The organism is Kineothrix sp. MSJ-39 (assembly GCF_018917935.1).
Classification (GTDB): Bacteria; Bacillota; Clostridia; order Lachnospirales; family Lachnospiraceae; genus CAG-194.
The window spans coordinates 20,856-44,159 of the sequence record NZ_JAHLPN010000001.1 but is presented as its reverse complement, the minus strand read 5'-3'; the positions used below and the strand labels follow the sequence as shown (position 1 = coordinate 44,159).

23 protein-coding genes and 1 pseudogene are annotated in these 23,304 nt (G+C 45.6%); 5 read left to right on the top strand and 19 right to left on the bottom strand.

Going from position 1 to position 23,304, the window contains the following annotated elements:
* Positions 1-57 precede the first annotated feature (57 nt).
* The 14 genes from KQI22_RS00225 to KQI22_RS00160 all read right to left on the bottom strand — a co-directional run bounded on the left by KQI22_RS00225 (position 58) and on the right by KQI22_RS00160 (position 12,288).
* Positions 58-780, bottom strand: a complete 723-nt coding sequence (locus KQI22_RS00225) for an amino acid ABC transporter ATP-binding protein (protein WP_216550343.1) — start codon at positions 778-780, stop codon at positions 58-60.
* A gap of 7 nt (positions 781-787) precedes the next feature.
* Positions 788-1,456 carry an amino acid ABC transporter permease gene (locus KQI22_RS00220; protein ID WP_216550080.1) on the bottom strand — a complete coding sequence of 223 codons (669 nt, stop codon included), beginning with the start codon at positions 1,454-1,456 and terminating at the stop codon, positions 788-790.
* Positions 1,457-1,629: 173 nt separating this feature from the next.
* The gene (locus tag KQI22_RS00215) at positions 1,630-2,502 is read right to left on the bottom strand and encodes a transporter substrate-binding domain-containing protein (protein ID WP_253293444.1); all 873 of its coding nucleotides are present in this window, start codon (positions 2,500-2,502) and stop codon (positions 1,630-1,632) included.
* Between the two features lie 228 nt (positions 2,503-2,730).
* Entirely contained in the window at positions 2,731-2,928 is a 198-nt protein-coding gene (locus KQI22_RS00210) for a hypothetical protein (RefSeq protein ID WP_216550079.1), read from the bottom strand.
* A 62-nt stretch (positions 2,929-2,990) separates the two neighbouring features.
* Complete coding sequence (locus KQI22_RS00205; protein ID WP_216550078.1) at positions 2,991-3,944, bottom strand: glycosyltransferase family 2 protein; 954 nt, start codon at positions 3,942-3,944, stop codon at positions 2,991-2,993.
* A 16-nt stretch (positions 3,945-3,960) separates the two neighbouring features.
* On the bottom strand, positions 3,961-5,250 hold the full coding sequence (locus tag KQI22_RS00200; RefSeq protein ID WP_216550077.1) for an O-acetylhomoserine aminocarboxypropyltransferase/cysteine synthase family protein: 1,290 nt from the start codon (positions 5,248-5,250) through the stop codon (positions 3,961-3,963).
* Between the two features lie 9 nt (positions 5,251-5,259).
* Entirely contained in the window at positions 5,260-5,703 is a 444-nt protein-coding gene (locus KQI22_RS00195; RefSeq protein WP_216550076.1) for a hypothetical protein, read from the bottom strand.
* 1 nt (position 5,704) lies between these two features.
* A complete protein-coding gene (locus KQI22_RS00190; RefSeq protein ID WP_216550075.1) occupies positions 5,705-6,436 on the bottom strand; it encodes a YebC/PmpR family DNA-binding transcriptional regulator in 732 nt (243 codons plus the stop codon).
* Positions 6,437-6,438: 2 nt separating this feature from the next.
* Positions 6,439-7,758: a hemolysin family protein gene (locus KQI22_RS00185; RefSeq protein ID WP_216550074.1), complete on the bottom strand. Its 1,320-nt coding sequence runs from the start codon at positions 7,756-7,758 to the stop codon at positions 6,439-6,441.
* Positions 7,759-7,837: 79 nt separating this feature from the next.
* The gene (locus tag KQI22_RS00180; protein WP_216550341.1) at positions 7,838-8,179 is read right to left on the bottom strand and encodes a type II toxin-antitoxin system PemK/MazF family toxin; all 342 of its coding nucleotides are present in this window, start codon (positions 8,177-8,179) and stop codon (positions 7,838-7,840) included.
* Between the two features lie 72 nt (positions 8,180-8,251).
* Entirely contained in the window at positions 8,252-9,427 is a 1,176-nt protein-coding gene (gene alr / locus KQI22_RS00175; RefSeq protein ID WP_216550073.1) for an alanine racemase, read from the bottom strand.
* Positions 9,428-9,460: 33 nt separating this feature from the next.
* Positions 9,461-10,993 carry an NAD(P)H-hydrate dehydratase gene (locus tag KQI22_RS00170; protein ID WP_216550072.1) on the bottom strand — a complete coding sequence of 511 codons (1,533 nt, stop codon included), beginning with the start codon at positions 10,991-10,993 and terminating at the stop codon, positions 9,461-9,463.
* Positions 10,990-11,628 (bottom strand): hypothetical protein, encoded by a 639-nt coding sequence (locus tag KQI22_RS00165; RefSeq protein WP_216550071.1) that lies wholly within the window; start codon positions 11,626-11,628, stop codon positions 10,990-10,992. Before KQI22_RS00165 ends, KQI22_RS00170 begins: the two co-directional genes overlap by 4 nt.
* Before the next feature lie 24 nt (positions 11,629-11,652).
* On the bottom strand, positions 11,653-12,288 hold the full coding sequence (locus KQI22_RS00160) for a redox-sensing transcriptional repressor Rex (RefSeq protein ID WP_216550070.1): 636 nt from the start codon (positions 12,286-12,288) through the stop codon (positions 11,653-11,655).
* A 153-nt stretch (positions 12,289-12,441) separates the two neighbouring features.
* On the opposite strand from KQI22_RS00160, the gene abc-f reads away from it, so the two are divergent.
* Positions 12,442-14,379: a ribosomal protection-like ABC-F family protein gene (gene abc-f / locus KQI22_RS00155; protein WP_216550069.1), complete on the top strand. Its 1,938-nt coding sequence runs from the start codon at positions 12,442-12,444 to the stop codon at positions 14,377-14,379.
* Between the two features lie 58 nt (positions 14,380-14,437).
* Here abc-f and KQI22_RS00150 read toward each other — a convergent pair whose 3' ends face one another.
* Positions 14,438-14,851 carry an EamA family transporter gene (locus tag KQI22_RS00150; RefSeq protein WP_216550068.1) on the bottom strand — a complete coding sequence of 138 codons (414 nt, stop codon included), beginning with the start codon at positions 14,849-14,851 and terminating at the stop codon, positions 14,438-14,440.
* A gap of 20 nt (positions 14,852-14,871) precedes the next feature.
* Positions 14,872-15,927, bottom strand: a complete 1,056-nt coding sequence (locus KQI22_RS00145; protein WP_216550067.1) for a lactonase family protein — start codon at positions 15,925-15,927, stop codon at positions 14,872-14,874.
* A 199-nt stretch (positions 15,928-16,126) separates the two neighbouring features.
* Between KQI22_RS00145 and KQI22_RS00140 the strand changes: the two genes are divergently transcribed.
* The 4 genes and pseudogenes from KQI22_RS00140 to KQI22_RS14100 all read left to right on the top strand — a co-directional run bounded on the left by KQI22_RS00140 (position 16,127) and on the right by KQI22_RS14100 (position 20,434).
* The gene (locus KQI22_RS00140) at positions 16,127-16,663 is read left to right on the top strand and encodes a helix-turn-helix domain-containing protein (RefSeq protein WP_216550066.1); all 537 of its coding nucleotides are present in this window, start codon (positions 16,127-16,129) and stop codon (positions 16,661-16,663) included.
* Positions 16,664-16,690: 27 nt separating this feature from the next.
* The gene (locus KQI22_RS00135; protein ID WP_216550065.1) at positions 16,691-17,764 is read left to right on the top strand and encodes an ABC transporter ATP-binding protein; all 1,074 of its coding nucleotides are present in this window, start codon (positions 16,691-16,693) and stop codon (positions 17,762-17,764) included.
* Positions 17,736-18,569 carry an ABC transporter permease gene (locus KQI22_RS00130; protein ID WP_442905249.1) on the top strand — a complete coding sequence of 278 codons (834 nt, stop codon included), beginning with the start codon at positions 17,736-17,738 and terminating at the stop codon, positions 18,567-18,569. The genes KQI22_RS00135 and KQI22_RS00130 overlap by 29 nt, the downstream gene beginning before the upstream one ends.
* A pseudogene (locus KQI22_RS14100) lies at positions 18,566-20,434 on the top strand (extracellular solute-binding protein). Before KQI22_RS00130 ends, KQI22_RS14100 begins: the two are co-directional and overlap by 4 nt.
* A gap of 48 nt (positions 20,435-20,482) precedes the next feature.
* Here the strand turns inward: KQI22_RS14100 and KQI22_RS00120 are convergent.
* The 3 genes from KQI22_RS00120 to KQI22_RS00110 are packed head-to-tail and all read right to left on the bottom strand — an operon-like array spanning position 20,483 to position 23,245.
* Positions 20,483-20,692, bottom strand: a complete 210-nt coding sequence (locus KQI22_RS00120) for a hypothetical protein (protein WP_216550063.1) — start codon at positions 20,690-20,692, stop codon at positions 20,483-20,485.
* 55 nt (positions 20,693-20,747) lie between these two features.
* Positions 20,748-21,287, bottom strand: a complete 540-nt coding sequence (locus tag KQI22_RS00115; protein ID WP_216550062.1) for a DUF5662 family protein — start codon at positions 21,285-21,287, stop codon at positions 20,748-20,750.
* A gap of 11 nt (positions 21,288-21,298) precedes the next feature.
* Positions 21,299-23,245 (bottom strand): alpha-amylase family glycosyl hydrolase, encoded by a 1,947-nt coding sequence (locus KQI22_RS00110; RefSeq protein ID WP_216550061.1) that lies wholly within the window; start codon positions 23,243-23,245, stop codon positions 21,299-21,301.
* Positions 23,246-23,304 lie beyond the last annotated feature (59 nt).

The following is a 23,304-nucleotide window of genomic DNA, read 5'->3' as shown; positions in this document are numbered from 1 at the left end:
ATATTCTCCTGCTTCGCTCAAATTCTCAGTGACCCTGACGATTGATACTGACAGCTTCTATAATACTTTATTCAGGAAATCGATCGTTCTGGGTTCCTTCGGATTCAGAATAACCTCCTGCGGTGTTCCCTGCTCTACAATATAGCCGTCATCCATAAAAATAACACGATCTGCCACTTCTCTGGCAAAACCGATCTCATGCGTCACAACTACCATTGTCATACCTTCGGATGCCAGCTCCTTCATAACGGCAAGAACTTCGCCTACCATTTCAGGATCGAGCGCACTGGTCGGCTCATCAAACAGCATGATCTTCGGATTCATGGCAAGTGCACGCGCAATCGCAACACGCTGCTTCTGACCACCGGAGATCTGGGACGGATAGCAGTCTGCCTTGGAATCCATACCAACGCGCTTTAAGAGCTGCATTCCCTTTTCCTTTGCTTCTTCTTTTGTCATTTTCTTCAGTTCGACCGGCGCCATCATGATATTTTCCAGCACAGTCTTATGGTCAAACAGATTAAAATGCTGGAACACCATTCCGATATTTTCACGCACTTTATTGATATCAATATGTTTATCTGTCACATCATTGCCATCTACAAGGATTTTGCCTGCTGTTGCAACCTCAAGCTGATTTAAACAGCGTAGGAATGTGGACTTACCACTACCGGACGGGCCAAGCAATACCACAACTTCTCCTTCTGAAATATCTACACTGATATCTTTTAATACTTCAAGCTTTCCAAAGTTCTTTTTCAGGTTCTCAACGTGAACCATTATTTTCTTATCTGCCACGTTTGATCCTCCTCTCGATCTTCTTTGCAATCTTGCTGAGTGTCACAATGATCACCATATACATAATGCCGACGATTGCCCATGTCTGTAGGCTCTTAAATGTATTACCGCTGATCGTTTTACCCATGTTGGTCAGTTCCGGGAATCCGATAACGGAAAGGATTGAGGTATCCTTTAATGTAATGATGAACTGGTTGATAATAGAAGGGATCATTGTACGGATCGCCTGCGGGATCACAACCAGACGCATACTCTTTCCATAGGAAAGACCAAGGCTTCTGCTCGCCTCCATCTGTCCTTTGTCCACACTTTCAATACCAGCTCTGATAATCTCTGCCATATACGCACCGCAGTTCATGGAAAGCGCGATCGTACCTGCCTGCAGAGCAGATAATCTGAAATCCTGAATTCCCATCATCTTAATACCGGCCGGTACACCGAAATAGATAAAATATGCAAGTACAATAAGCGGAACGCCTCGTACCGCATCTACATAAATTGTTCCGATACAGTTACAAACTCTGCTTCTGCCTACATTCATCAGCGCAAAGATCATACCGATGATCATCGCGAAAAACAGAGATAACAATGTCAGTAACAGTGTTTTACCGAGCGCACCTAAAAGCATGCTCCAATAGCTTTGAATAATTGCTACCATGTCTACACTCCTTTTTCCTTCTGTTTTTATGTCCCGACCTTTTCATATCCAAGACCTACATCTACATAGTATACCATCAAATCACAAATTTTCCTATATCCTAATTACAGAAATTTCGGGCAAAAGAAAAACGTGAGGGAAATTCCCTCACGTTTTCAAGGTCTTAAAACCGATTAGTTTAAGTATTTTGCAATGATCTCGTCATATTTGCCGTTAGCTTTGATATTGGCAAGACCTGCATTGAACATATCAAGGAATTCCTGATTGTCTGCATTCATGATACCTACACCGTAGTCAGCACCTTCATTTTCCATTCCTTCCGGAACTTCAAGTGCAAGCTCGCCTTCTTTGATAGAAGTCTTGATGATTGGTGTATCTTCTACACATGCAGCACTGTTGCCAAGGATGACATCCTGATACATTGTAGGTGAATCTTCGAATACTGTTACTGTGAAGCCATACTGGTCTTTTACAGAATTTGCATAATCAGCACCCTGTGTACCGTTCTTAACTGCTACATTCTTGCCCTTTAAATCTTCAAAAGATTTTACATCGCTGCCCTGTGCTACTACGAATGTCTGAGTTGCTGTGTAGTATCCGTCTGAGAATATCCAGCCGTTGTCTTTACGTTCCTGTGTAATGGAAGCACCTGCCATGATAGCATCTGCCTGACCTGCCTGAACTGCTGCTACTGCTGCATCCCAGCCAAGGCTCTGTAAGTCATATTTGAATCCCTGATCTTCTGCTACTGCAGCAAGGATATCAACATCGATACCAACGAATTCATTGTCAGAGTTTGTGTACTCGAAAGGTTTGAATACAGTATCTGTTGCAACAACCCATGTCTTGTCAGAAGCTGCTGTTGTATCTTCTGCAGCGTCTGTAGCTTCTGCATCTGCAGCATCTGTTGCTTCTGCATCTGTAGCAGCGTCTGTTGCTTCTTCTGTTGCAGGAGCTTCAGTAGTATCTTCTGCTGTGCTGCCGCAACCAACTAACATTCCAGCTGTTAAAGCTGTACATAACAATAATGCGATTGACTTTTTCATAATAAGTCTCCTCCTTTTCTACTATACAGTGTTAAATTGTATACCTGTATGCTGGTATTATAGTTGTTCTCTTATCAATTGTCAAGATTGCACATATTTTTCTTTCTTTTTTGTGGATTATTTCCTTTCTTCTAATCCCGGCTCTCTTGTCTGTGGCGATGGTTGCGTCTACGTGGGACAGAACTGCTACATAACAAAACCCGGCAGCGCATTGCTGTCGGGTTTCTATCAAGGCAGATCATAATAATTTCTGCTTGGTTTATCAATATCGAAAAACATTTTATCCGGGGGCACCTCATAATCGTAGTTCATTTCTTTTTTGACATGCGGCTTTGGACCCGGCAATGGGTTTTTAATGAATTTGACCGGTCTTTTTGCCAATGAATCCTCCTCTGCTTCCTGTACTCCATTATGTTGCTGCATCATATTTCTTTCTCCTTTTACATGCCCCGGTTTTCCTGAATACTCTTATAATCGGCATAAAAACATCACTCATTCTCATGATTCAAATAAGTTTCCACATTGTAGCGCGGTCTGTGTTTTACTTCAATATAGATCTTGCCGATGTACTGTCCGATCATACCGATCGCCACAAGCTGCATACCGCCTAAGAACCAGATGGATAAGATCAGGGATGTCCAGCCCGGTACCGTACGTCCGTTACAATAAGAAACAAGTGCATACACCGCCGCGATCACACATAGAAAGATCAGGAAACCGCCAAGTGCGGTGATAAAATCGATTGGCTTTACGCTGAACGATGTAATTCCGTTCCAGGCAAGTGCCAGCATCTTTTTGAGCGGATACTTGGATTCGCCTGCCACACGTTCTTTTCTCTCGTAGTAAACACAGTCTGTTTCATAACCGATGAGAGGCATTACGCCACGCAGATACAGGTTGATCTCCTGATATTTGGAAAACTCCCGCAATGCACGTTTGCTCATCAGACGGTAATCCGCATGATTATAAACGGTTTTTACGCCAAAAGCCGCCATCACCTTATAAAACATCTGGGCCGTTGTTCTCTTAAAGAAAGAATCCTTTTTACGGTCATTTCTGACACCGTAAACGATATCCTTGCCTTCATGGAACTTATCTACCATTTCTTCCATCACAGCCGTATCATCCTGCAGATCCGCATCGATGGAGATCATGATATCCGCATGCTCCATGGCATTCAGCATCCCCGCCGTGAGTGCGTTCTGATGTCCCACATTACCGGCAAGCTTCAGCCCATATACCATTTTTTCTTCTTTATGAAATTTACTGATCAGCTCCCATGTACTGTCCTTACTGCCGTCATCCACATATAAAATGTAGCTGTCCGGTGCGATCTTCTGCTTGGTGATCAGATCAGAAAGTACATCTGTCAGTTCTTTCGTTGTCAGAGGAAGCATTTCCTCTTCATTATAACAAGGTACAACTATCGCCAGTCTGTCCATAGTTTCTCTCCTGTTCTTACAGCGTTTTCAGTGCCTGCTCCAGATCTGCAATGATATCTGTCACATCCTCGATACCGACGGAAAGACGGATCATGCCCGGATCCACACCGGCTTCTTTGAGCTGCTGCTCATTCATCTGTCTGTGAGTATGGCTTGCCGGATGCAGGACACAGGTTCTGGCATCTGCCACATGTGTCACAATGGCTGCCAGCTTCAGTGCATCCATAAATCTTACGGTATCTTCTTTTGTACCATCTACCGCGAAAGAAATGACACCGCAGGTACCGTTTGGCATATATTTCTGTGCCAGATCATAGTATTTATTGCTTTTCAGTCCCGGATAATTCACCCATTTTACCTTATCATGCGCTTCTAAAAACTCCGCTACCTTCTGTGCATTTTCACAGTGACGCGGCACACGCAGATGCAGTGTCTCCAATCCGATATTTAATAAAAAAGCATTCATCGGAGACGGAATAGAGCCGAGATCACGCATCAGCTGTGCTGTTGCTTTTGTAATATAGGCTTTCTTGCCGAAACGCTCCGTATAATTGACACCATGATAAGATTCATCCGGATAGCATAGTCCCGGGAACTTATCCGGATATTTCGTCCAGTCAAAATTACCGCTGTCCACGATCGCACCACCGACTGTCATGGCATGTCCGTCCATATATTTTGTGGTGGAATGCGTTACAATATCCACGCCAAACTGAAACGGCTTACAGTTGATTGGTGTCGGGAATGTATTGTCCACGATCAGCGGAACACCGTGTGCATGGGCAGCCTTTGCGAATTTTTCAAAATCCAGTACCACAAGCGCCGGATTCGCAATACTTTCTGCAAGAACACACTTTGTATTCTCCTGAAATACCGCATTCAGTTCTTCTTCGCTACAGTCCGGATCAATGACTGTACAGGTAATCCCCATACGCTGCATGGTCACTGTCAGCAGATTAAAAGTACCGCCATATACGCTCGAAGACATGATCACATGATCTCCTGCGCCGCAGATATTAAATACGGCATAATAGTTGGCTGCCTGTCCGGAAGATGTCAGCATGGCTGCTGCGCCGCCCTCCAGTTCACAGATCTTCTGTGCCACATAATCATTGGTCGGGTTCTGTAATCTGGTGTAAAAATAACCATCCTCTTCCAGATCAAATAACCGCCCCATCTGCTCAGTCGACTCATATTTGAATGTTGTTGACTGATAGATCGGCAGGATACGCGGCTCGCCGTTCTTCGGCTGCCAGCCTGCCTGTACACAAACAGTACCTTTTCCATAGTCTTTGTTGTTTTCCATTATCTTCTCCTAAAATAACCCCAGTATTTTTTTGTGGAATCCGCTGTTGATCGTCTCGAAGGTTGCGGCTTTTATCTTGCTGCTCTTAAAAGTTTTCGCCCATGTCTTTTCGACCGCCTTGGTCAGCGGCTTGTAATAGCTGTTCCTGCATTCTAGGATCGCCGGAAACACATAGGCGACCATAAACAGATTGCAGTCTCTCTGCCACGCCTCTTCTTCTCTTTCGTTACGGAATCCCACCTGTTTTTTCTGTTCTGCCGCATAGCTGCAGATCTGCCCTGCGATCTCTTTACAAAAGTCTTCCACACCTTCTTCTGCAGGACATGCACTGTCACAGGCATCAAAAAATGCTTTCACCTGCGACTGATAGGCTTCAAAAGCAGCAGGATATCCGGATGCATGGAAGCGATCCAGATATGCCTGTTTTTCTGCAAACAGCAATTCTGCTTTCATCTTATTCATCCCAGTTGTGATAAACTGCCTGTACATCGTCATCTTCGTCTAACAGATCCAGTGTACGGTTCAGCTGCTTGATATCATTTTCGTCTGTCAGTGTCACATAATTCTGTGGGATCATGGTAACTTCCGCAGATGCCATTTCGATACCTGCATCCTTGATCGCATCATAAACAGGCTGGAAATCATCCGGCTGTGTAAGGATCTCATAGCTGTCATCCTCTTCCGCAAAATCTTCCGCACCTGCATCCAGTGCAAGCATCATCAGATCATCTGCGTCCATTTCGCATTCTTCCTTATCAATGATGATCTGTCCCTTTTTATCAAACATGAAAGAAACACAGCCCTGTGTTCCGATGCTTCCACTTCCTTTTGTAAAAGCACTTCTGACATTTGCGGCTGTACGGTTCTTATTATCGGTCAGTGCATCTACGATGATCGCGATTCCGCTTGGACCGTAGCCTTCATATGTAACATGTTCGTATACGACATTACCGTTATCGCCGGCTGCTTTTTTGATACCTCTTTCGATCGTATCGTTTGGCATGTTGTTTGCCTTTGCTTTTGCGATAACTGTTGCAAGTTTAAAGTTATTTGCAGGATCCGGTCCGCCGCCTTCTTTTACGGCAACTGCGATCTCACGTCCGATGATTGTAAAGATCTTACCCTTGGCTGCATCGTTTTTCTCTTTCTTATGCTTAATGTTTGCAAATTTTGAATGTCCTGACATACTTATTGTTCTCCTTTTTCTTCCTTTTCTTCTAATTTTGTAACAAGTACAGTTTTGATCACTTTATTTTCCACAGACATGACCTTGAAATTATAGCCTCCGTAGTCCATGTCGAATGTATCGCCTTCCTGCGGGATGTGTCCCATATGGGCAACTAAAAGTCCGTTCAGCGTTTCAAATTCTTCGCCCGAAAAATCAATATCCAGCTTTTCCGAGAGATCCGAAAGCTGCGTCAGGCCGTCGATCTCATAGCGGTCCTCACCCTTTTCCTGAATAAACGTTTCGTCCTCGTCATATTCATCTAAAATATTACCGACGATCTCCTCCAGGATATCTTCCATGGCAACCAGTCCCGTGGTCTGACCGTATTCATCAATCACGATGACCATGTGGGTCTTCAAAGACTGCATGGAACGGAACAGCGAATCAATATTTCTTGTTTCCGGTATAAAACGCGCCTCTCTGATCAGATCTTTGATCTGCTTGATCGGTCTGTTGTCGTTTTTGCCACCTTCCAGTACTCTGCAGGCATCCTTCAGGTGAATGATCCCGATAATATGATCGATATTGTCTATGTAGACCGGATAGCGGGAGTTTTTTTCACCAAGCATAAAATCTACCGCTTCCCTGAGCGTCGTATTTGCTTCGATTCCCACAATATTCGATCTGTGCGTCATAATATCCTTTGCATCTTTATCCGTAAATTCAAAGATGTTGGTAATCATCTGCGCTTCGCTTTCCTGCAGCACACCCTGCTCATGTCCTTCATTGACCATCGACAGGATCTCTTCTTCCGTCACATCCGATGTCAGCGCATGCGGATTGATACCGAACAGTCTGACGATCAGATTTGCCAGAAGATCAAACAGCTTTGTCACCGGTTTCCAGACAACAAGCACTGCCCGGATCGGTCTGATAAAGGCAAACGCCCACTGCTTCGGATATCTGGTTGCAATCTTCTTTGGAACAAGTACACCTGCTACAAATAAGATCAGCAAAAGCAAAAAGCCCGCCAGAAGAACTGCGATTGTTCCTCCCATGCCCGGGATCTTTGCAAACAGCCGTTTGAAAACCGCCAAAAAGAAACCACCCATAACCAGATGGATCAGAATGGTAAACGTCTGGATCGTATTGATATAATCCACAGGCTGATCCATGATCCGTTCGATCTGTTCCGCCTTTTTATTTCCTGCTTCTGCCATTTCGTGAATTTTTCCACTGTTAAGGCTCTGGATCGCTCTGCCGAATCCGTACATAACGATCTCGATCGCCAGAAGTGCCAGAAACAGGATCAGACTGGCCGCGCCGGTCGCTTCGTCCATAAAATAATCTCTCCTTTGTAATTGTCATTTTACCCATAACTATATCATCTTCGTGTATATTCGTCAAACCTGTCTGCTTCTATGTATCAAGCTGCAGGCTGATCATCAGACCTTTATCCACCTTTTGCATAATGGATTCATCCAGATGACAGATTTTATCTTTCAGTCTGAGTTTATCGATCGTGCGCAGTTGTTCCAACAGGATCACGGAATCCTTTACCATGTGATACCGCTGCGCGGAAAGTTCGATATGCGTAGGCAGCTTCGCCTTGTTCATCTTTGAGGTAATGGCTGCGCAGATGATCGTCGGACTGTGTCTGTTGCCCACATCGTTCTGTACGATCAGAACCGGCCTGATCCCGCCCTGTTCGCTGCCGACAACCGGTCTTAAATCTGCATAATATACATCGCCACGTCTCATGAAATACAACGCTCCTTTTTTGTTCTTTTTCAAAAGTATTTCCAAAAAATTCATGTTGTATTCTTTTAGATGTTATTCATAATCCGTAAAATAGTCTTTTGTTGCCACGACCTCGCCGTTTTTCACAAAAGCACGCGGTACTCTTTTGGAAATATCACAGGCAAGCTCATAGTTAAAACGGCCGCTCAGATCGCCGAGCTCTTCCATTGTGATCTGCTCTGCACCGTCTGTTCCGATCAGCGTCACTTCATCGCCCATGGCAACAGGCATGATATCCGTTACATCTACCATAAACTGATCCATGCAGACTCTGCCGGTGATCGGTGCTTTCTTTCCGTGGATAAGCACATAGCCTTTTCCGGAAAGGAGCCGCGGATAGCCGTCCCCATACCCCACGGGGATCGTTGCGATCATACGTTTCTCGGGTGCTTCATAAGTTCCGCCGTAGCTGACCTGTGTTCCCTTTTCGATCGTCTTGACATATACCACATGGCTCTTTAGGGACATGACCGGCTGAAGCGGCATTTCTTTTTTCACTTCATCGGAAGGCCACAGACCGTATAAGGTGATACCGGCTCTTACCAGATTCATGTTAGCCTGCGGTAACTCTAAAATACCTGCGCTGTTGGAGCAGTGCTTTAACGGAATTTCCTTTGTACAGGTTTCCTCTACTTTTTTCAGAAACGCCTGATAGATGGAAAGTTGTTTCAAAACGGCTGTTTTGTCTTTCTCATCCGCTTTTGCAAAATGGGTGAAGATACCTTCCACCTCGATCCCCGGAAGCTCCATGACCTGCTCGATGAACGAAAGGCCTTCTGCATCCGGCTTAATACCGATACGGGACATCGCCGTATCCACTTTAATATGTATTTTGGCTGTTTTGCCAAGTCTGACCGCCGCCTCGGAAAAGGCTTTTGCCTGATCTTCCCGGAAAACCGCCGGTCTGATCTCTTCCCGGATCATATCCTCATAAGAATAAGGGAAGGTATAGCCCAGGATCAGGATCGGCTTCTGCATCCCTGCATGGCGCAGGATCAATGCTTCTTCCGCCGTTGCCACTGCATAACCCCATACATACGGAACTTCCTCGAGCTGCTTTGCGATCTGGACAGCGCCGTGCCCGTAGCCGTCTGTCTTGATCACCGCAACGATTTTTGTATCCTTTGCAATGTTTTTCTTCATGCAGTCCATATTGTGTAATATTGCATCCAGATCAATATAGGCGCATACTCTTTCATAGTGTTTCATAGTAATCAACCTCTCTTCTTTTTGCATTTTCTATTACCAATCCCTTTTTTGATCCATATGTTTCAGTACTTTTCCCAGTTGAGAGATCAGATCTGTCGGAAGCATGGCAGCTTTTCCTTTTTTCCGGGCTGCCCTCTCCCCGGCAAGTCCATGCAGATAAACACCGCAGCAGGCTGCTAAAAAGCTGTCCGTAAGCCGTGCTGCGATCCCGGCGATCGTACCGGTCAGTACGTCACCGCTGCCTGCCACCGCCATACCGTCATTTCCGACCGGCAATATACAGATCCTGCCATCCGGTGCTGCCACAAGCGTTGTCGCATCTTTCAGGACAAGGATGCAGTTTTTCTCCTTTGCAAACTGCCCGGCAAGCTGCAGTCTGTTTTCCCGGATCTGTTCTACCGTCACATGGGCAAGCCTTGCAAATTCCGCCATATGTGGTGTGCAGATCACTGCCGCCTTACTCTCTGCGGTAAACTTCCACAAACTTTCATCTGCCGCAAACAGATTCAGTGCATCCGCATCGAGCACAACAGGAAGCTGTTTTCCACTTTTCTCCAGTTCCCGCAATACAGCCTGTAAAAAAGCCTTTGTTTCCTCCGATGTACCAATCCCCGGTCCGATTGCCAGACAGGACGCAAACTGCAGCATCGGTGCAATCTCTTCTGTATGGCGTGGCTGAAAAACAACCTCCGGTACAGACAGCACCAGCTTTTTATTTTCCTTTGCTGTCATCAGCCGGATATAGCCGCAGCCCGTCGCAAACGCCGCCTTCGTACATAACAGGGCTGCACCCGGTGTCTTTTCACTGCCCGCTATGACCGCCAGCTTTCCAAAGGTTCCTTTATTGACGCCCGGCTGTCTCCGCAGGGCTTTTTTGATATCCTTCTTTTCCGGCATAAAATAAGTCATCTGCCCTGACTGTCCGCCGGGATAGGTCATGCCACAGCTTCCAAGATATTTCCTGCCGCTAGCATATCTGCCCTCTGCCAGCAAAAGTCCTGTCTTGATACAGCCAAAGGCAGCAGTCGCATCTGCCTGAAAGGCTACGGTCTGACAAAGCCCCAGATCTGCATGGATCCCTGTCGGGATATCGATCGCCAGCTTAAAAGCATCCATTTGGCTGACCGTTTCCACTGCCTCTGCAAAAACGCCGCTCAGGCCGCGCGTAATCCCGATCCCGAGCATTGCATCCACAATACCATCATATTCGATCTCCGTCCGGATGGTGTCTCCGATCTTGATCTGCAGACGCTCCAGTATTTGCTGCTGTTTTCTGTTCAGCTCTGTCTGCTTACGCCGATCGCCCAGAAGCACCACATAAACCTTGTAGCCATGTTCATATAAAATTCGGGCAAGCGCCAGTCCGTCGCCGCCGTTATTGCCAACGCCGCACAGCACTAAGATCCGGGTATGCTTTTTTCTGCCTCGTTTTTTCAGTTCTTTTTCCAGCACCGCCGCAGAAAACAGTGCTGCCCGTTCCATCAAAAGCGCATCGGAAAGCTGCAGCTCTTCCATGGCATGCTTTTCAATCTGCCGCATGCCCTCCGCCGTTACAAGCTCTCTCATTTCTTCTCGCCTCCGCTATTTTCGTTCTTTTCCATTGCTTTCAGCTTTGGCTGATATTTCATATCAAACAGCTCCATGACGTCCGGTCCGAAAATATCATGCATATAGCTGTACAGCTCCTGATTATACAATTCCTTTTGCTGCTTCCGGACAACATTCTTTTTCAAATCGATCCGCATCTGGTTGATCCATGCATCGATCTCCTCAATCTGTTTCCCGTTTTCCTGCAGCAGGTCATAGCAGACTTCCATGGAAAGCACCATAAGCTCTCTGTTTTCTTTTTCCAGCTTCTTTTCCACTTCCAGAAGTGCCTCTCCGCCTTCTTCGAGCTTTTCGTTACATTCCTCGATCAGCTTTCCGTTTTCTTCCTTGGACCTGCCCTTCGGCTTTTCTTCTCCTTCCATGGAAGAAAGGACTTCCTGCATCAGTTTGTTTTTCAGGCGTTTGATGTCCTTCTGCTTATTTTGCAGCGCACCCTGCTTTTTCAGAAGCTCGTTTACTTTTTCTTCTTTTCGTTTGATCTCAGCACTGACACCGGTCTGTGTAAAAAGCCTGTGCCACTTCTGATCCAGTGTCAGGATCGGGATCTTCTTGCCGTCGATCGCCTGCACATATCTATCGTCTTTGTGTGCCAAATGACCACCTTCTTTTTCCTGCTGTTATGATTCTGAACTGTTTCTTATATTATAGGACAGCTTCATCAGACTGTCCGACAGATGTACATTTTCCACCTGCACACTGTCCGGTACATCCAGATCCAGGTGTGCAAAATTCCAAATCGCTTTGATCCCACATTTCACAAGACGATCCGATACCGCTGCAGCTCCATCTTTCGGGATCGTCAGAACGCCGATATCAATATTGTTTGCCTGGATAAACTGCTCCAGCTCCTCCATCGGTCTGACCGGGATCTGCCGTACCATTTTGCCTGCCAGCTCAGGATCCGCATCAAATAATCCCTTGATCAGGAAGCCCCTGCGTTCAAAGTTCATATAATTGGCGATCGCCTGTCCGAGATGTCCCGCACCGATGATGATCAGCCTGTGTGTCTGATCCAGCCCGAGTATCTTACCGATCTCTGTATATAAATATTCCACATTATAGCCGTAGCCCTGCTGACCAAAGCCGCCGAAATTGTTAAAATCCTGTCGGATCTGCGACGCGGTCACACGCATCAGCTTTGAAAGCTCCTGTGAGGATATCCGTTCCACGCCCTCATCCTTCAGTTCACCCAGATAGCGAAAATATCTGGGCAGACGGCTGACCACAGCCTGAGAAATCTCTTTTGCTTCCAATGTTTTGCGCCTCCTTTAATCATTGTTTCTATTATATATCTTTGTTAAATCTGTGTCAAAATATTTATAAGGTAATACAGTGATTGCATAGTGGAAATTTGTCATTATTTTTGGTATGATAGATTCTGTATGAATTTTAGGAGGCAACTCATTATGATATTATCCTGTCAGAATTTATCGAAAACATTTGTAGACCGTCCGATCTTAAAGCAGGCTTCTTTTCAGCTCGAGGAACATGAAAAGGCTGCTATTGTCGGTGTAAACGGCGCAGGCAAGACAACGCTTCTGAAAATGATCATCGGGCAGCTTCCCGCAGATGAAGGTCTGGTTACCTTTGCCAAGGACAAAACCTTCGGTTATCTGGCACAACAGTCTGACCTGTCCAGTTCCAACACCATTTACGAGGAGCTGCTCAGCGTCAAACAGGATCTTGTTACCATGGAACAAAAGCTCCGTGATCTGGAAGAATCCATGAAACACTGTGAAGGGGCGCAGCTTGAGGAGATCATGGATCGTTATACCCGTATGACACATGATTTTGAAGTCAGAGGCGGTCTTCTCTATAAAAGCGAACTGATCGGGGTTTTAAAAGGTCTCAGTTTTCTGGATGAAGATTTTGACAAACAGATCTCTACCCTTTCAGGTGGACAGAAAACACGTGTTTCTCTGGCAAAGCTGCTGCTGCAGAGCCCGGATCTGATCATCCTCGATGAGCCGACCAACCACCTGGATATCGCTTCGATAAGCTGGCTGGAAACATACCTCAGAAGCTATAAAGGTGCTGTTCTGATCGTATCCCATGACCGTTATTTTCTGGACCGCGTCGTCACAAAAGTGATCGCGATCGAAAACGGACTTGTCAGAAGCTACGCGGGCAATTATTCCGATTACGCTGCAAAAGCTGCAATGCTCCGTAAAGCAGCTGTCAATGCTTACTTAAAACAGCAGGAGGAGATCCACCACCAGCAGCAGGTCATTGATAAACTGAAATCCTTCAACCGTGAAAAATCAATCAAGCGTGCGGAAAGCCGTGAAAAAATGCTGGATAAAATGGAACTCTTGGAAAAACCGATGGAGATCCGGGACGATATGCATCTGAAGCTGACGCCGCAGATCATCAGCGGAAATGATGTGCTTTCTATTGAAGATCTCTCCAAACACTTTGGCTCTCTTACTCTGTTTGAACATGTTGACATCGAGATCAAACGCGGCGAGCATGTGGCGATCATCGGCGACAACGGAACCGGTAAAACCACTCTGTTAAAGATCATCAACGAACTGGAAGCCATGGACAGCGGTCAGATCCGTTTAGGCAGCAAGGTAGAGATCGGTTACTACGATCAGGAGCACCATGTCCTGCACAGCGAAAAGACATTGTTTGATGAGATCTCGGACGATTACCCGACTCTTACCAATACACAGATCCGCAACACACTTGCTGCATTCCTCTTTACCGGTGATGATGTCTTTAAAAAGATCAGTGAACTCAGTGGCGGCGAACGCGGACGTGTTTCTCTTGCCAAGTTAATGTTGTCTAATGCTAACTTTTTAATTCTGGATGAGCCGACCAATCATCTGGATATTACCTCCAAGGAAATTCTGGAACAGGCACTGAACGATTATGAAGGCACTGTCCTGTATGTATCCCACGACAGATACTTTGTCAACCAGACCGCCACCAGGATTCTGGATCTGCATAATAAACAGTTCTATTCCTTTGCGGGCAATTATGATTATTATCTGGAAAAGAAAGATGTGGTCGAACAGCCGACTGTCATCACACAGCAAAATGGTCAGACAGCTTCCACGGGATCCTGTACGGATACTGCAGAACCTGCTTCCGACTCGAAGCTTTCCTGGCAGCAGCAAAAGGAAGAACAGGCACTGAAACGAAAAAAAGAAAACCAGCTCCGCAAATGTGAAGATGACATTGCAGCACTGGAAGACGAAATTGCGCAGTTAAACGAACAGATGGCAGATCCTGCGATTGCCACAGACGTTGCAAAGCTGCAGGAGCTTTCCAAAAAACAGACTGTTCTGCAGGAAACACTGGAGCAGCGATATGAAGAATGGGAAGAACTCAGTGAATGAGTTCTTCCCATTTATTTTCAGCCGTATTATGCAATTCCCACACAATTTTCCACTCATTTTATAATACCATGACCAACGTGCCTGCACCGATCAGTACACAGCCAACAATGGACTTTGCCGTAAAATCCTCATGCAGAAATACAAATGCGAGGATCAGTGTGATCACAACACTCAATTTATCGATCGGAACAACCTTGGACGCATCGCCCATCTGCAGTGCTTTATAATAGCACAGCCATGATGCACCTGTTGCAAGACCGGACAGGATCAGAAAGATCCAGCTTTTTCTGCTGATCTGTGAGATACCGCTCTGTACATTCGTCAGAAACACCATGCCCCACGCCATGATCACAACAACTACGGTACGGATTGCCGTTGCCAGATTGGAATTGACACCATCAATACCCACTTTCGCCAAAATAGACGTCAGCGCTGCAAAGATGGCTGACAACAAAGCAAATACAAACCACATATTTAACGCCTCCCTGTTATTTATCCCTGCAGTTTATGGAAGATCACACAGTTCGGGCTTTCGATCGGAAGCTCTTTGCCGTTCATGACAAGTAATCCATTTTCCAGATCCACTGTAAAGAATGTCATCGTATTGGACTCATGATTTAAGCTGATCAAATGCTTATTATCCGGGAACAGTGCCGCATCCTTCGGATAATCTCCGCTGATCGGCAGACAGAGGATCTTTTCCAGCAATCCCGTCTTATGATCAATACGATAGATAATGACACTGTTATCTCCCGCATTGGAACTTACCAGATACTTCTCATCTGCGGAAAAATTCAGTGCACTTGCAGCAGATCCGCCTGCATGGTAGTCATTTAAAGTCGAAATATTCTGTATCTTTGTAAAGAAAGGATTGTCATCCTCTTCCACATAAGAATACACATCAATATAATTTTTCAGTTCATGCACGATATAAACAAACTTGCCGTCCTTTGTCATCTTGATATGACGCGGTGCGGATTCCAGCTCACTCCGAATCACATCCACGTGTTTGAGCTTGCCTGTTTCATGGTTCAGACGATACACATCCACATGATCCATTCCGATATCCGCAACCATCAGATAATGGTTGTCTCTTGTCATCTTGACACAGTTAACGTGCGGACGGAAATTACGCTCTGCAATGCTTCCCATACCTTTGTGGTAGATCTCTTCCATGATCTCACCGACACCGCCGTCCTCCCGCAGTCTGAGCACCGTGATCTTTCCGTCATGATATCCTGCCACAAACAGGAACCTGTCCTCATAATCTGTAGAAAGATAACAACCTCTCATACCGTTGATCGGCGCATGATTGATACAGGTCAGCTCACCGTCCTGCTCGATCACATAAGCTTCCACACCGAAGTCTGTAATGGAATACAGATATTTCTCGTTGTGTGAAATCGTAATATAGGAAGAATTGGTGATCTCTACCTCATCCTTTTCTTTTAATCTGCCGTTTTTCATGTCTACATCATAAATCTTGATGCCGTGGTTGTCTCCCATTGTATAGGTAGAAACATACGCAACGTATTTATTTCTTGTCATTGATAGGCCTCCGTTTTCCGCAATCGTAAATTCATTAAAAATATCTTACCATAATCTCTCTTTTTTGTTAAGAAAAAGATTGACATTTAGACGCGATACCGTATAATGAATATCGGATTGTTTAGCAAAACTAAACTTGAAGTTTATTTAACTGTTATTTTTTACATGGATTTTACATAATGTGGCAAAGGAGCTTTTTATGGATATCGGACTGAAGCTGAAGGAGCTTCGTATTCAGAAATCACTGACGCAGGAGGAACTTGCCGACCGGGCAGAGCTTTCCAAGGGATTTATCTCCCAGCTGGAGCGTAACCTGACATCTCCTTCCATCTCGACGCTGACAGACATCCTGCAGTGTCTCGGTACGGATCTGAAGGAATTTTTCAATGAGGAAGAAGATTCCCAGATCGTCTTTACAAAGGATGACTTTTTTGAAAAGAAGGATGACGAGCTTCATAATAAAATAGAATGGATCATTCCGAATGCACAAAAAAATGAAATGGAACCGATCCGGCTGACACTGGAACCTTATGGTTCCATTTATCCCGATCTGCCGCATGAAGGAGAAGAATTCGGCTATGTACTGAGCGGTCAGATCAAAATCCATCTCGGGCAAAAAGTACATCAGGCAAAAAAGGGTGATGCTTTTTATTTTACACCTTCTAAAAAACACTATTTAGAAGCAGGTAAACACGGTGCTGTTGTGATCTGGGTCACAAGCCCGCCAAGTTTTTAATATGCATATTGCATAAGGAGGATACAAATGAGTAACAGACTGATCGATCTAATCGGCATCAATAAATCTTTTGACAACACAATGGTTCTTGACGATCTGAATCTATACATCCGCGAGAATGAATTCCTGACACTTTTAGGACCGAGTGGCTGCGGTAAAACAACGACCCTGCGTATCATCGGCGGTTTTGAAACACCGGACAGCGGTAAGGTGTTATTCAACGGAGAAGATATCACTTCTCTTCCGCCCAACAAAAGACAGCTCAACACTGTTTTCCAGAAATACGCACTTTTTCCGCATATGAACATTGCAGAAAACATTGCTTTTGGTCTGAAGATCAAAAACAAAAGCAAATCTTATATCGATGACAAGATCAAATATGCCTTGAAACTGGTCAATCTTGACGGGTATGAGAAAAGGATGCCGAACCAGTTATCCGGTGGGCAGCAGCAGCGAATCGCCATTGCACGTGCGATCGTCAATGAGCCGAAGCTCCTGCTGCTTGACGAGCCGCTCGGTGCGCTGGATCTTAAACTCAGACAGGATATGCAGTACGAGCTGATCCGTCTGAAAAACGAGCTTGGCATTACCTTTATCTATGTCACACACGATCAGGAAGAAGCTCTGACCATGTCAGATACAATCGTTGTCATGAATCAGGGCTATATCCAGCAGATCGGAACACCGGAAAGCATCTACAACGAACCGGAAAATGCCTTTGTCGCAGACTTTATCGGTGACAGCAACATTATCGACTCCGTTATGCTCCATGATAAGCTGGTTTCCTTCCTCGGTAAGAAATGGGATTGTGTCGATACCGGCTTTGGAGAAAACAAACCGGTCGATGTTGTGATCCGCCCGGAAGATGTGGTCTTAAAAGAAGAAGGCGCAGGCACCTTAGACGGTGTTGTTTCCCATCTGATCTTTAAAGGTGTCCACTATGAAATGGAAGTCATGGCAGGCGGCTTTGAATGGCTGGTACATTCCACAAGCATGTTCCCTGTCGGCACAAAGGTTTCGATCAGCGTGGATCCGTTTAATATACAGATCATGAATAAGCCGGAATCCGAAGATGAGGAGGCGGTTCACATTGAAGAATAAACAGAAGCTCCTGGCAACGCCCTATTTCTTCTGGGCTGTTGCTTTTATCATCATTCCGATCCTGATGGTATTTTATTACGGCTTTATCGATTCCGCCGGACATTTTACCATGCAGAACATACTGGCGATCGCATCGCCGGAGCACAGCAAGGCACTTTTCCTGTCGATCCGGCTTTCTCTGGTCAGTACGCTCATCTGCCTGCTGCTTGCCTATCCGCTTGCTATGATACTGGCAAATAAAAGTGTCAACCAGAACCAGTTCATCGTTATGATCTTTATTTTACCGATGTGGATGAACTTCCTGCTGCGTACACTTGCCTGGCAGACACTTCTGGAGAAAAACGGTGTGATCAATTCCGTTCTCCGGTTTTTGTCACTGCCGACACTTGATATCATCAATACAAACGCCGCGATTATCCTTGGTATGGTATATAATTTCCTGCCGTTCATGGTTCTGCCGATCTTCAACTCCTTATCCCGTATGGATCAGGATCTGATCAACGCAGCCAGAGATCTCGGTGCCAACAATGTGAAGACATTCTGCCGCATTATTTTCCCGCTGAGCCTTCCGGGCGTGATCAGCGGTATTACCATGGTATTTGTTCCTGCACTGACGACCTTCGTTATATCTTCTCTCCTTGGTGGCAGCAAGATCCTGCTGATCGGTAATGTCATTGAGCAGGAATTTACGCAGGCAAGCAACTGGAACCTCGGCAGTGGTCTTTCCATGGTGCTGATGCTGTTCATTATTATAAGCATGATCATCACCGCAATATTTGATAAAGATGGGGAGGGTCTGATGTGAAAAAAGTTTTTTCCAAGCTGTATATCATCCTGATTTTCATATTTTTATATGCCCCTATCGCTACTCTGATCGTCTTATCGTTCAACAAAAGCAAGACCAGAGCCAAATGGGGCGGTTTTACCCTGAAATGGTACAGCGAGCTGTTTGATAATCAGGTCATTATGGACGCCCTGTATAACACACTGCTGCTCGCCTTTTTATCTGCCTTTATCGCCACGATCATCGGAACGATGGCATGTGTCGCGATCAGCAGAATGCACCGCGCATGGCGTACCTTTTTCATGGGTGTGACGAACATTCCGATGTTAAATGCGGATATCGTGACCGGTATTTCTCTCATGCTGCTCTATCTGAGTCTTGGTATGACTTTCGGTTTTACAACCATCCTGCTGGCGCATATTACCTTTAATATCCCATACGTCATATTAAGTGTCATGCCCAAAATGAAACAGGTCAACAAAAGTGCCTACGAGGCAGCACTCGATCTCGGTGCATCCCAGCCTTATGCGTTTTTCAAGGTTATTTTCCCGGATCTGCTTCCCGGCATTTTTACCGGATTTTTAATGGCATTTACCATGTCACTGGATGATTTCATCATCACACACTTTACAAAGGGACCCGGCGTTGATACGTTATCGACCAAGATCTACACAGAGGTCAAAAAAGGAATCAAACCGGAAATGTATGCCCTTTCCACGATCATCTTTGTCGTCGTTCTGCTGCTTTTACTGTTCATCAACAAAAAGCCCGGCAAGAAGGACAATGCATAATAAAATACAAGCACCTATGAGGAGGAACACATGAAGAAAAAAGTATTACTGACACTGGCACTTACGATGGTCGCTGCCGCCTGTCTGACAGGCTGTGGCAAAAGCAGCGCCGGCAAAAACGGCGAGGTAGTTGTTTACAACTGGGGAGAATATATCGATCCCGATACACTCGATCAGTTTGAAGAAGAAACAGGCATCCACGTTGTGTATGATGAATTCGAGACAAACGAGATCATGTATCCAAAGGTAGAATCCGGTACAAGCAATTATGATGTTGTCTGCCCATCCGATTATATGATCCAGAAAATGATCGAAAACGATCTGCTTGCAGAGATCAATTTTGACAACATTCCGAATGTCAAGAACATCGGCGAACAGTATTTTGAACAGTCCAAGGGCTTTGACCCGGAAAACAAATACAGTATCCCTTACTGCTTCGGAACCGTCGGTATCTTATATAATAAGACAATGGTTGACGAGCCGATCGACTCCTGGGATGTATTATGGGATGAGAAATATGCGGATAACATCCTGATGCAGGACAGCGTGCGTGATGCATTTATGGTTGCTTTAAAGAGACTTGGCTATTCCATGAACACAACAGATGAAGCACAGGTAAAAGAAGCTGCCCAGACTCTGATCGACCAGAAACCGCTTGTACAGGCATATGTCATCGATCAGGTACGTGATAAGATGATCGGTAACGAAGCTGCGATCGGTGTGATCTACTCCGGCGAAGCTATTTATACCCAGCGTGAAAACCCGGATCTGGAATATGTCATTCCAAAGGAAGGTACAAACGTCTGGATCGATTCCTGGGTAATCCCGAAAAATGCACAGAACAAAGAAAATGCAGAAAAGTTCATCGATTTCATGTGCCGCGAGGATGTCGCTCTGAAAAACTTTGAGTACATCACCTACTCTACTCCAAACACTGCTGCACAGGCAAACATTGAAGATGAAGACATCAAAAACAGCAAGATTGCTTTCCCGGATTTCTCTGAGTACAATAATCTGGAAACTTTTGATTATTTAGGCGTAGACGGCGATAACCTGTATAATGAATACTGGAAGCAGGTCAAATCTGCTGACTGATGAAAAGGCTGTCACACATTGTGTGGCAGCCTTCTTTTTTCGCCTGTATTATGCTTCTTCTTCACTCATCTCCGATGCACTGCAGCCACAGCCCGGCTGCGGAGCAAAAGGTGGGCGTGGACGCGGTCTTGGCGGCGGTGTTGGCTGGCAGGAATTGCATTCACATCTGCGCTCTCCATTTCTGCCACCGTTTCCACATCCGTTTCCGCAGCCGTTATTACAGCAGCACAGTAACAATAAAATCCAAATACAGTTCATATAGAAAACACTCCTTTCGTTCTCTATATTAGAGTATGAAAAGAGTGCATTTTTGTTACTTTCTATGTTTCAGGATCACCGTTCTGATGTAGGTAAAGGTCTTTTCCTCGCCTTCGGAAGCCAGCATACGTAAAAGGATCTCTAGCTGCTTTGCTGTCTTTGGATGAATCAGATTGCGGTTCTTGCCCTGCTTATAATATTCCAGCGGAGATGCATCCGTATATTTTTCCTTATTATAAACCTTACTGGCTGCGATCCTGTCCATAAACATTTCGATCACATATCTGACAGGCATCTGCGCCGGCGCCATACCACCTTCCACTTCCCGCATGCTGTAGTCGATCCAGTATTCGTAATGGTGCTTGTTTCTGCCTTTATGATGCAGCCATGCACTCGAATAGCCTTTTTCCTCACGCTCTGCATTGTTCGGGCTTCTCGTTCCCTGATAATACTTTGCGCCTACCCAGAATTCCGATGGTTCGTATTTGGACAAATCATGCATCAGTCCCTGCCAGTAAAGCCCTACTTTAAAGCAGCCCTGCATAACCAATATTTTATGATGTGTGATCGTTAAAAAATGACTGATCGGTCTCATTTCTTATGCCTCTATTTCTTTTTGATCTCCTGCTTTCTGCCTGTCAACACAATAACACTGCGCCCCTGCGCGGTGATCTCACGCGGCTGTTCAGCCAGTGTCTGCTCTGCTGATACCTGCTTCTCTTCCTTGTCTGCTTTTCCGGTCTTATCTGCCATATCCTGCTGAGGGATTTCCTTTGTCATCAGGCTGACCGTCCATGCATAGTCCTGTGGCAGCGTGGGTAGTGCAAACGTATGCTTTTCCCAATGCATATTCCAGATAATATAGATAAAGTCATCGTCCGCTCCATCCGGCTTTTTCTCGTACATACCGCAGTATAAAACAGCCATATGCCTGTAATAGTTTTCAAAGTGTGCGTACCATGCCTGCTCTCCATGATAGGAAAGATCCGGATATCCGCAGGACAGGCTGTCCATGATCTGCATCGTCTGTCTGCTATGCAGGATCGGATGTTCTTTCCGGTAACGGATCAGATCTTTTGTATAAGCAAACAGTTCTGCTTCCTTTTCCAGCAGCCTCCAGTCCAGCCAGTTGATCTTGTTATCCTGACAGTAGGCATTGTTATTGCCCTGCATCGTGCGTCCCATTTCATCGCCTGCCAGCAAAAGCGGTGTTCCCTGCGATAAAAACAGCATGGCAAGTGCATTCTTGCGCTGGGACAGACGCAGCTTCAGGATCGCACGCTTGCGGGAACTTCCCTCTACACCGCAGTTCCAGCTATAATTATAATCACTGCCGTCTCGGTTATCTTCGCCGTTTTCTTCATTGTGCTTACGATCATAAGAAACCAGATCCGAAAGGGTAAAACCTCTGTAGTCCGTAATGTGGTTGATCACACCTTCCAGACTGCTGTTCTGTCTCATGTGCTCCGCCATAACAGAAAGCATGCCCTCGTCTCCTTTTAAGAAACGTCTGGCATCATAACGGAATCCATCCCCATAGCATGCCAGATTCCTATAATACGGCACTTTCTTCCCTTTATATACTGCCTCAGCCTCCGGGTTTTCATGGATCAGCTTTGTATGCTTCAAATACGGATCTGTCCCTAAAAGCCGCATCGGGATATCCGTTCCCAGCAAATGAAATCCATCGATATGATAACAGCTGACCCAGTACCGCAGCACTTCTCTGATATAGCCCTGTGTATAACGTGGCGCAAAATACATCTGTAAAATGATCTCTATGCCGCTTTTATGCAGCTGTCTGATCAGCTGTTTCAGCTCTCTGTCCGCATGCTGCGGATCTTTCGCGTAAGCTGCCTTTGGCGCCATATAATACGTATCGCCGTCTCCGAAGCCCCAGTAATTGATGCGCTGCTTCCATGCTGGCTCCTCGATATAGGCCGTCTGACCGCTTTCCCGCAGCTTCATACTCTCCTGATAAGCCGGATTCGGAATGATCTCGTCAAATTCATAGACCGGCATACACTCAATGGCAGTCACGCCAAGCTCCTGTAAATAGGGGATTTTTTCTGCAAGTCCCGCAAAAGTACCGCGTGCACTGACTTGTGAGCTCGGATGCTTTGTAAAGCCGCGCACATGCAGTGCGTAAAAAACAGAATCTTCATAAGGAGTCCGCAGCGGCATATCGTCTTCCCAGTCGAAGGTATCCTCTGCAAATGCAGCACGCGGTCTGTCCTCTTTCCGCCTGCCCCATTTTTCCCTGCCGCGTATGATGTGGGCATAAGGATCCACGAACCGCTCCTCTCCACGGAAAAAGAGATATGTGTAATCCGCTTCCATCTGCATATTGATGAAAAGCACATATACTTCTCCCATTTTGTAACATTCCGGGAATACGATCCTTGCAAGCTCATGTCCTGCTTTATATAGGATCATGCCACATTCCTTTCCTTCGCTTTCCGGGAAAGGCATTGCGATATGGATTCCGTTTGTCTGGCTCATCACACCCATGCAAAATGGATGTCCGGCGCTGATGCTGTACTCTAATGTCATATTTTCTTCCCTTTTTTACCTATCTGCTTTGCAGATGCTTGTTTTCTCACTGCATTTAT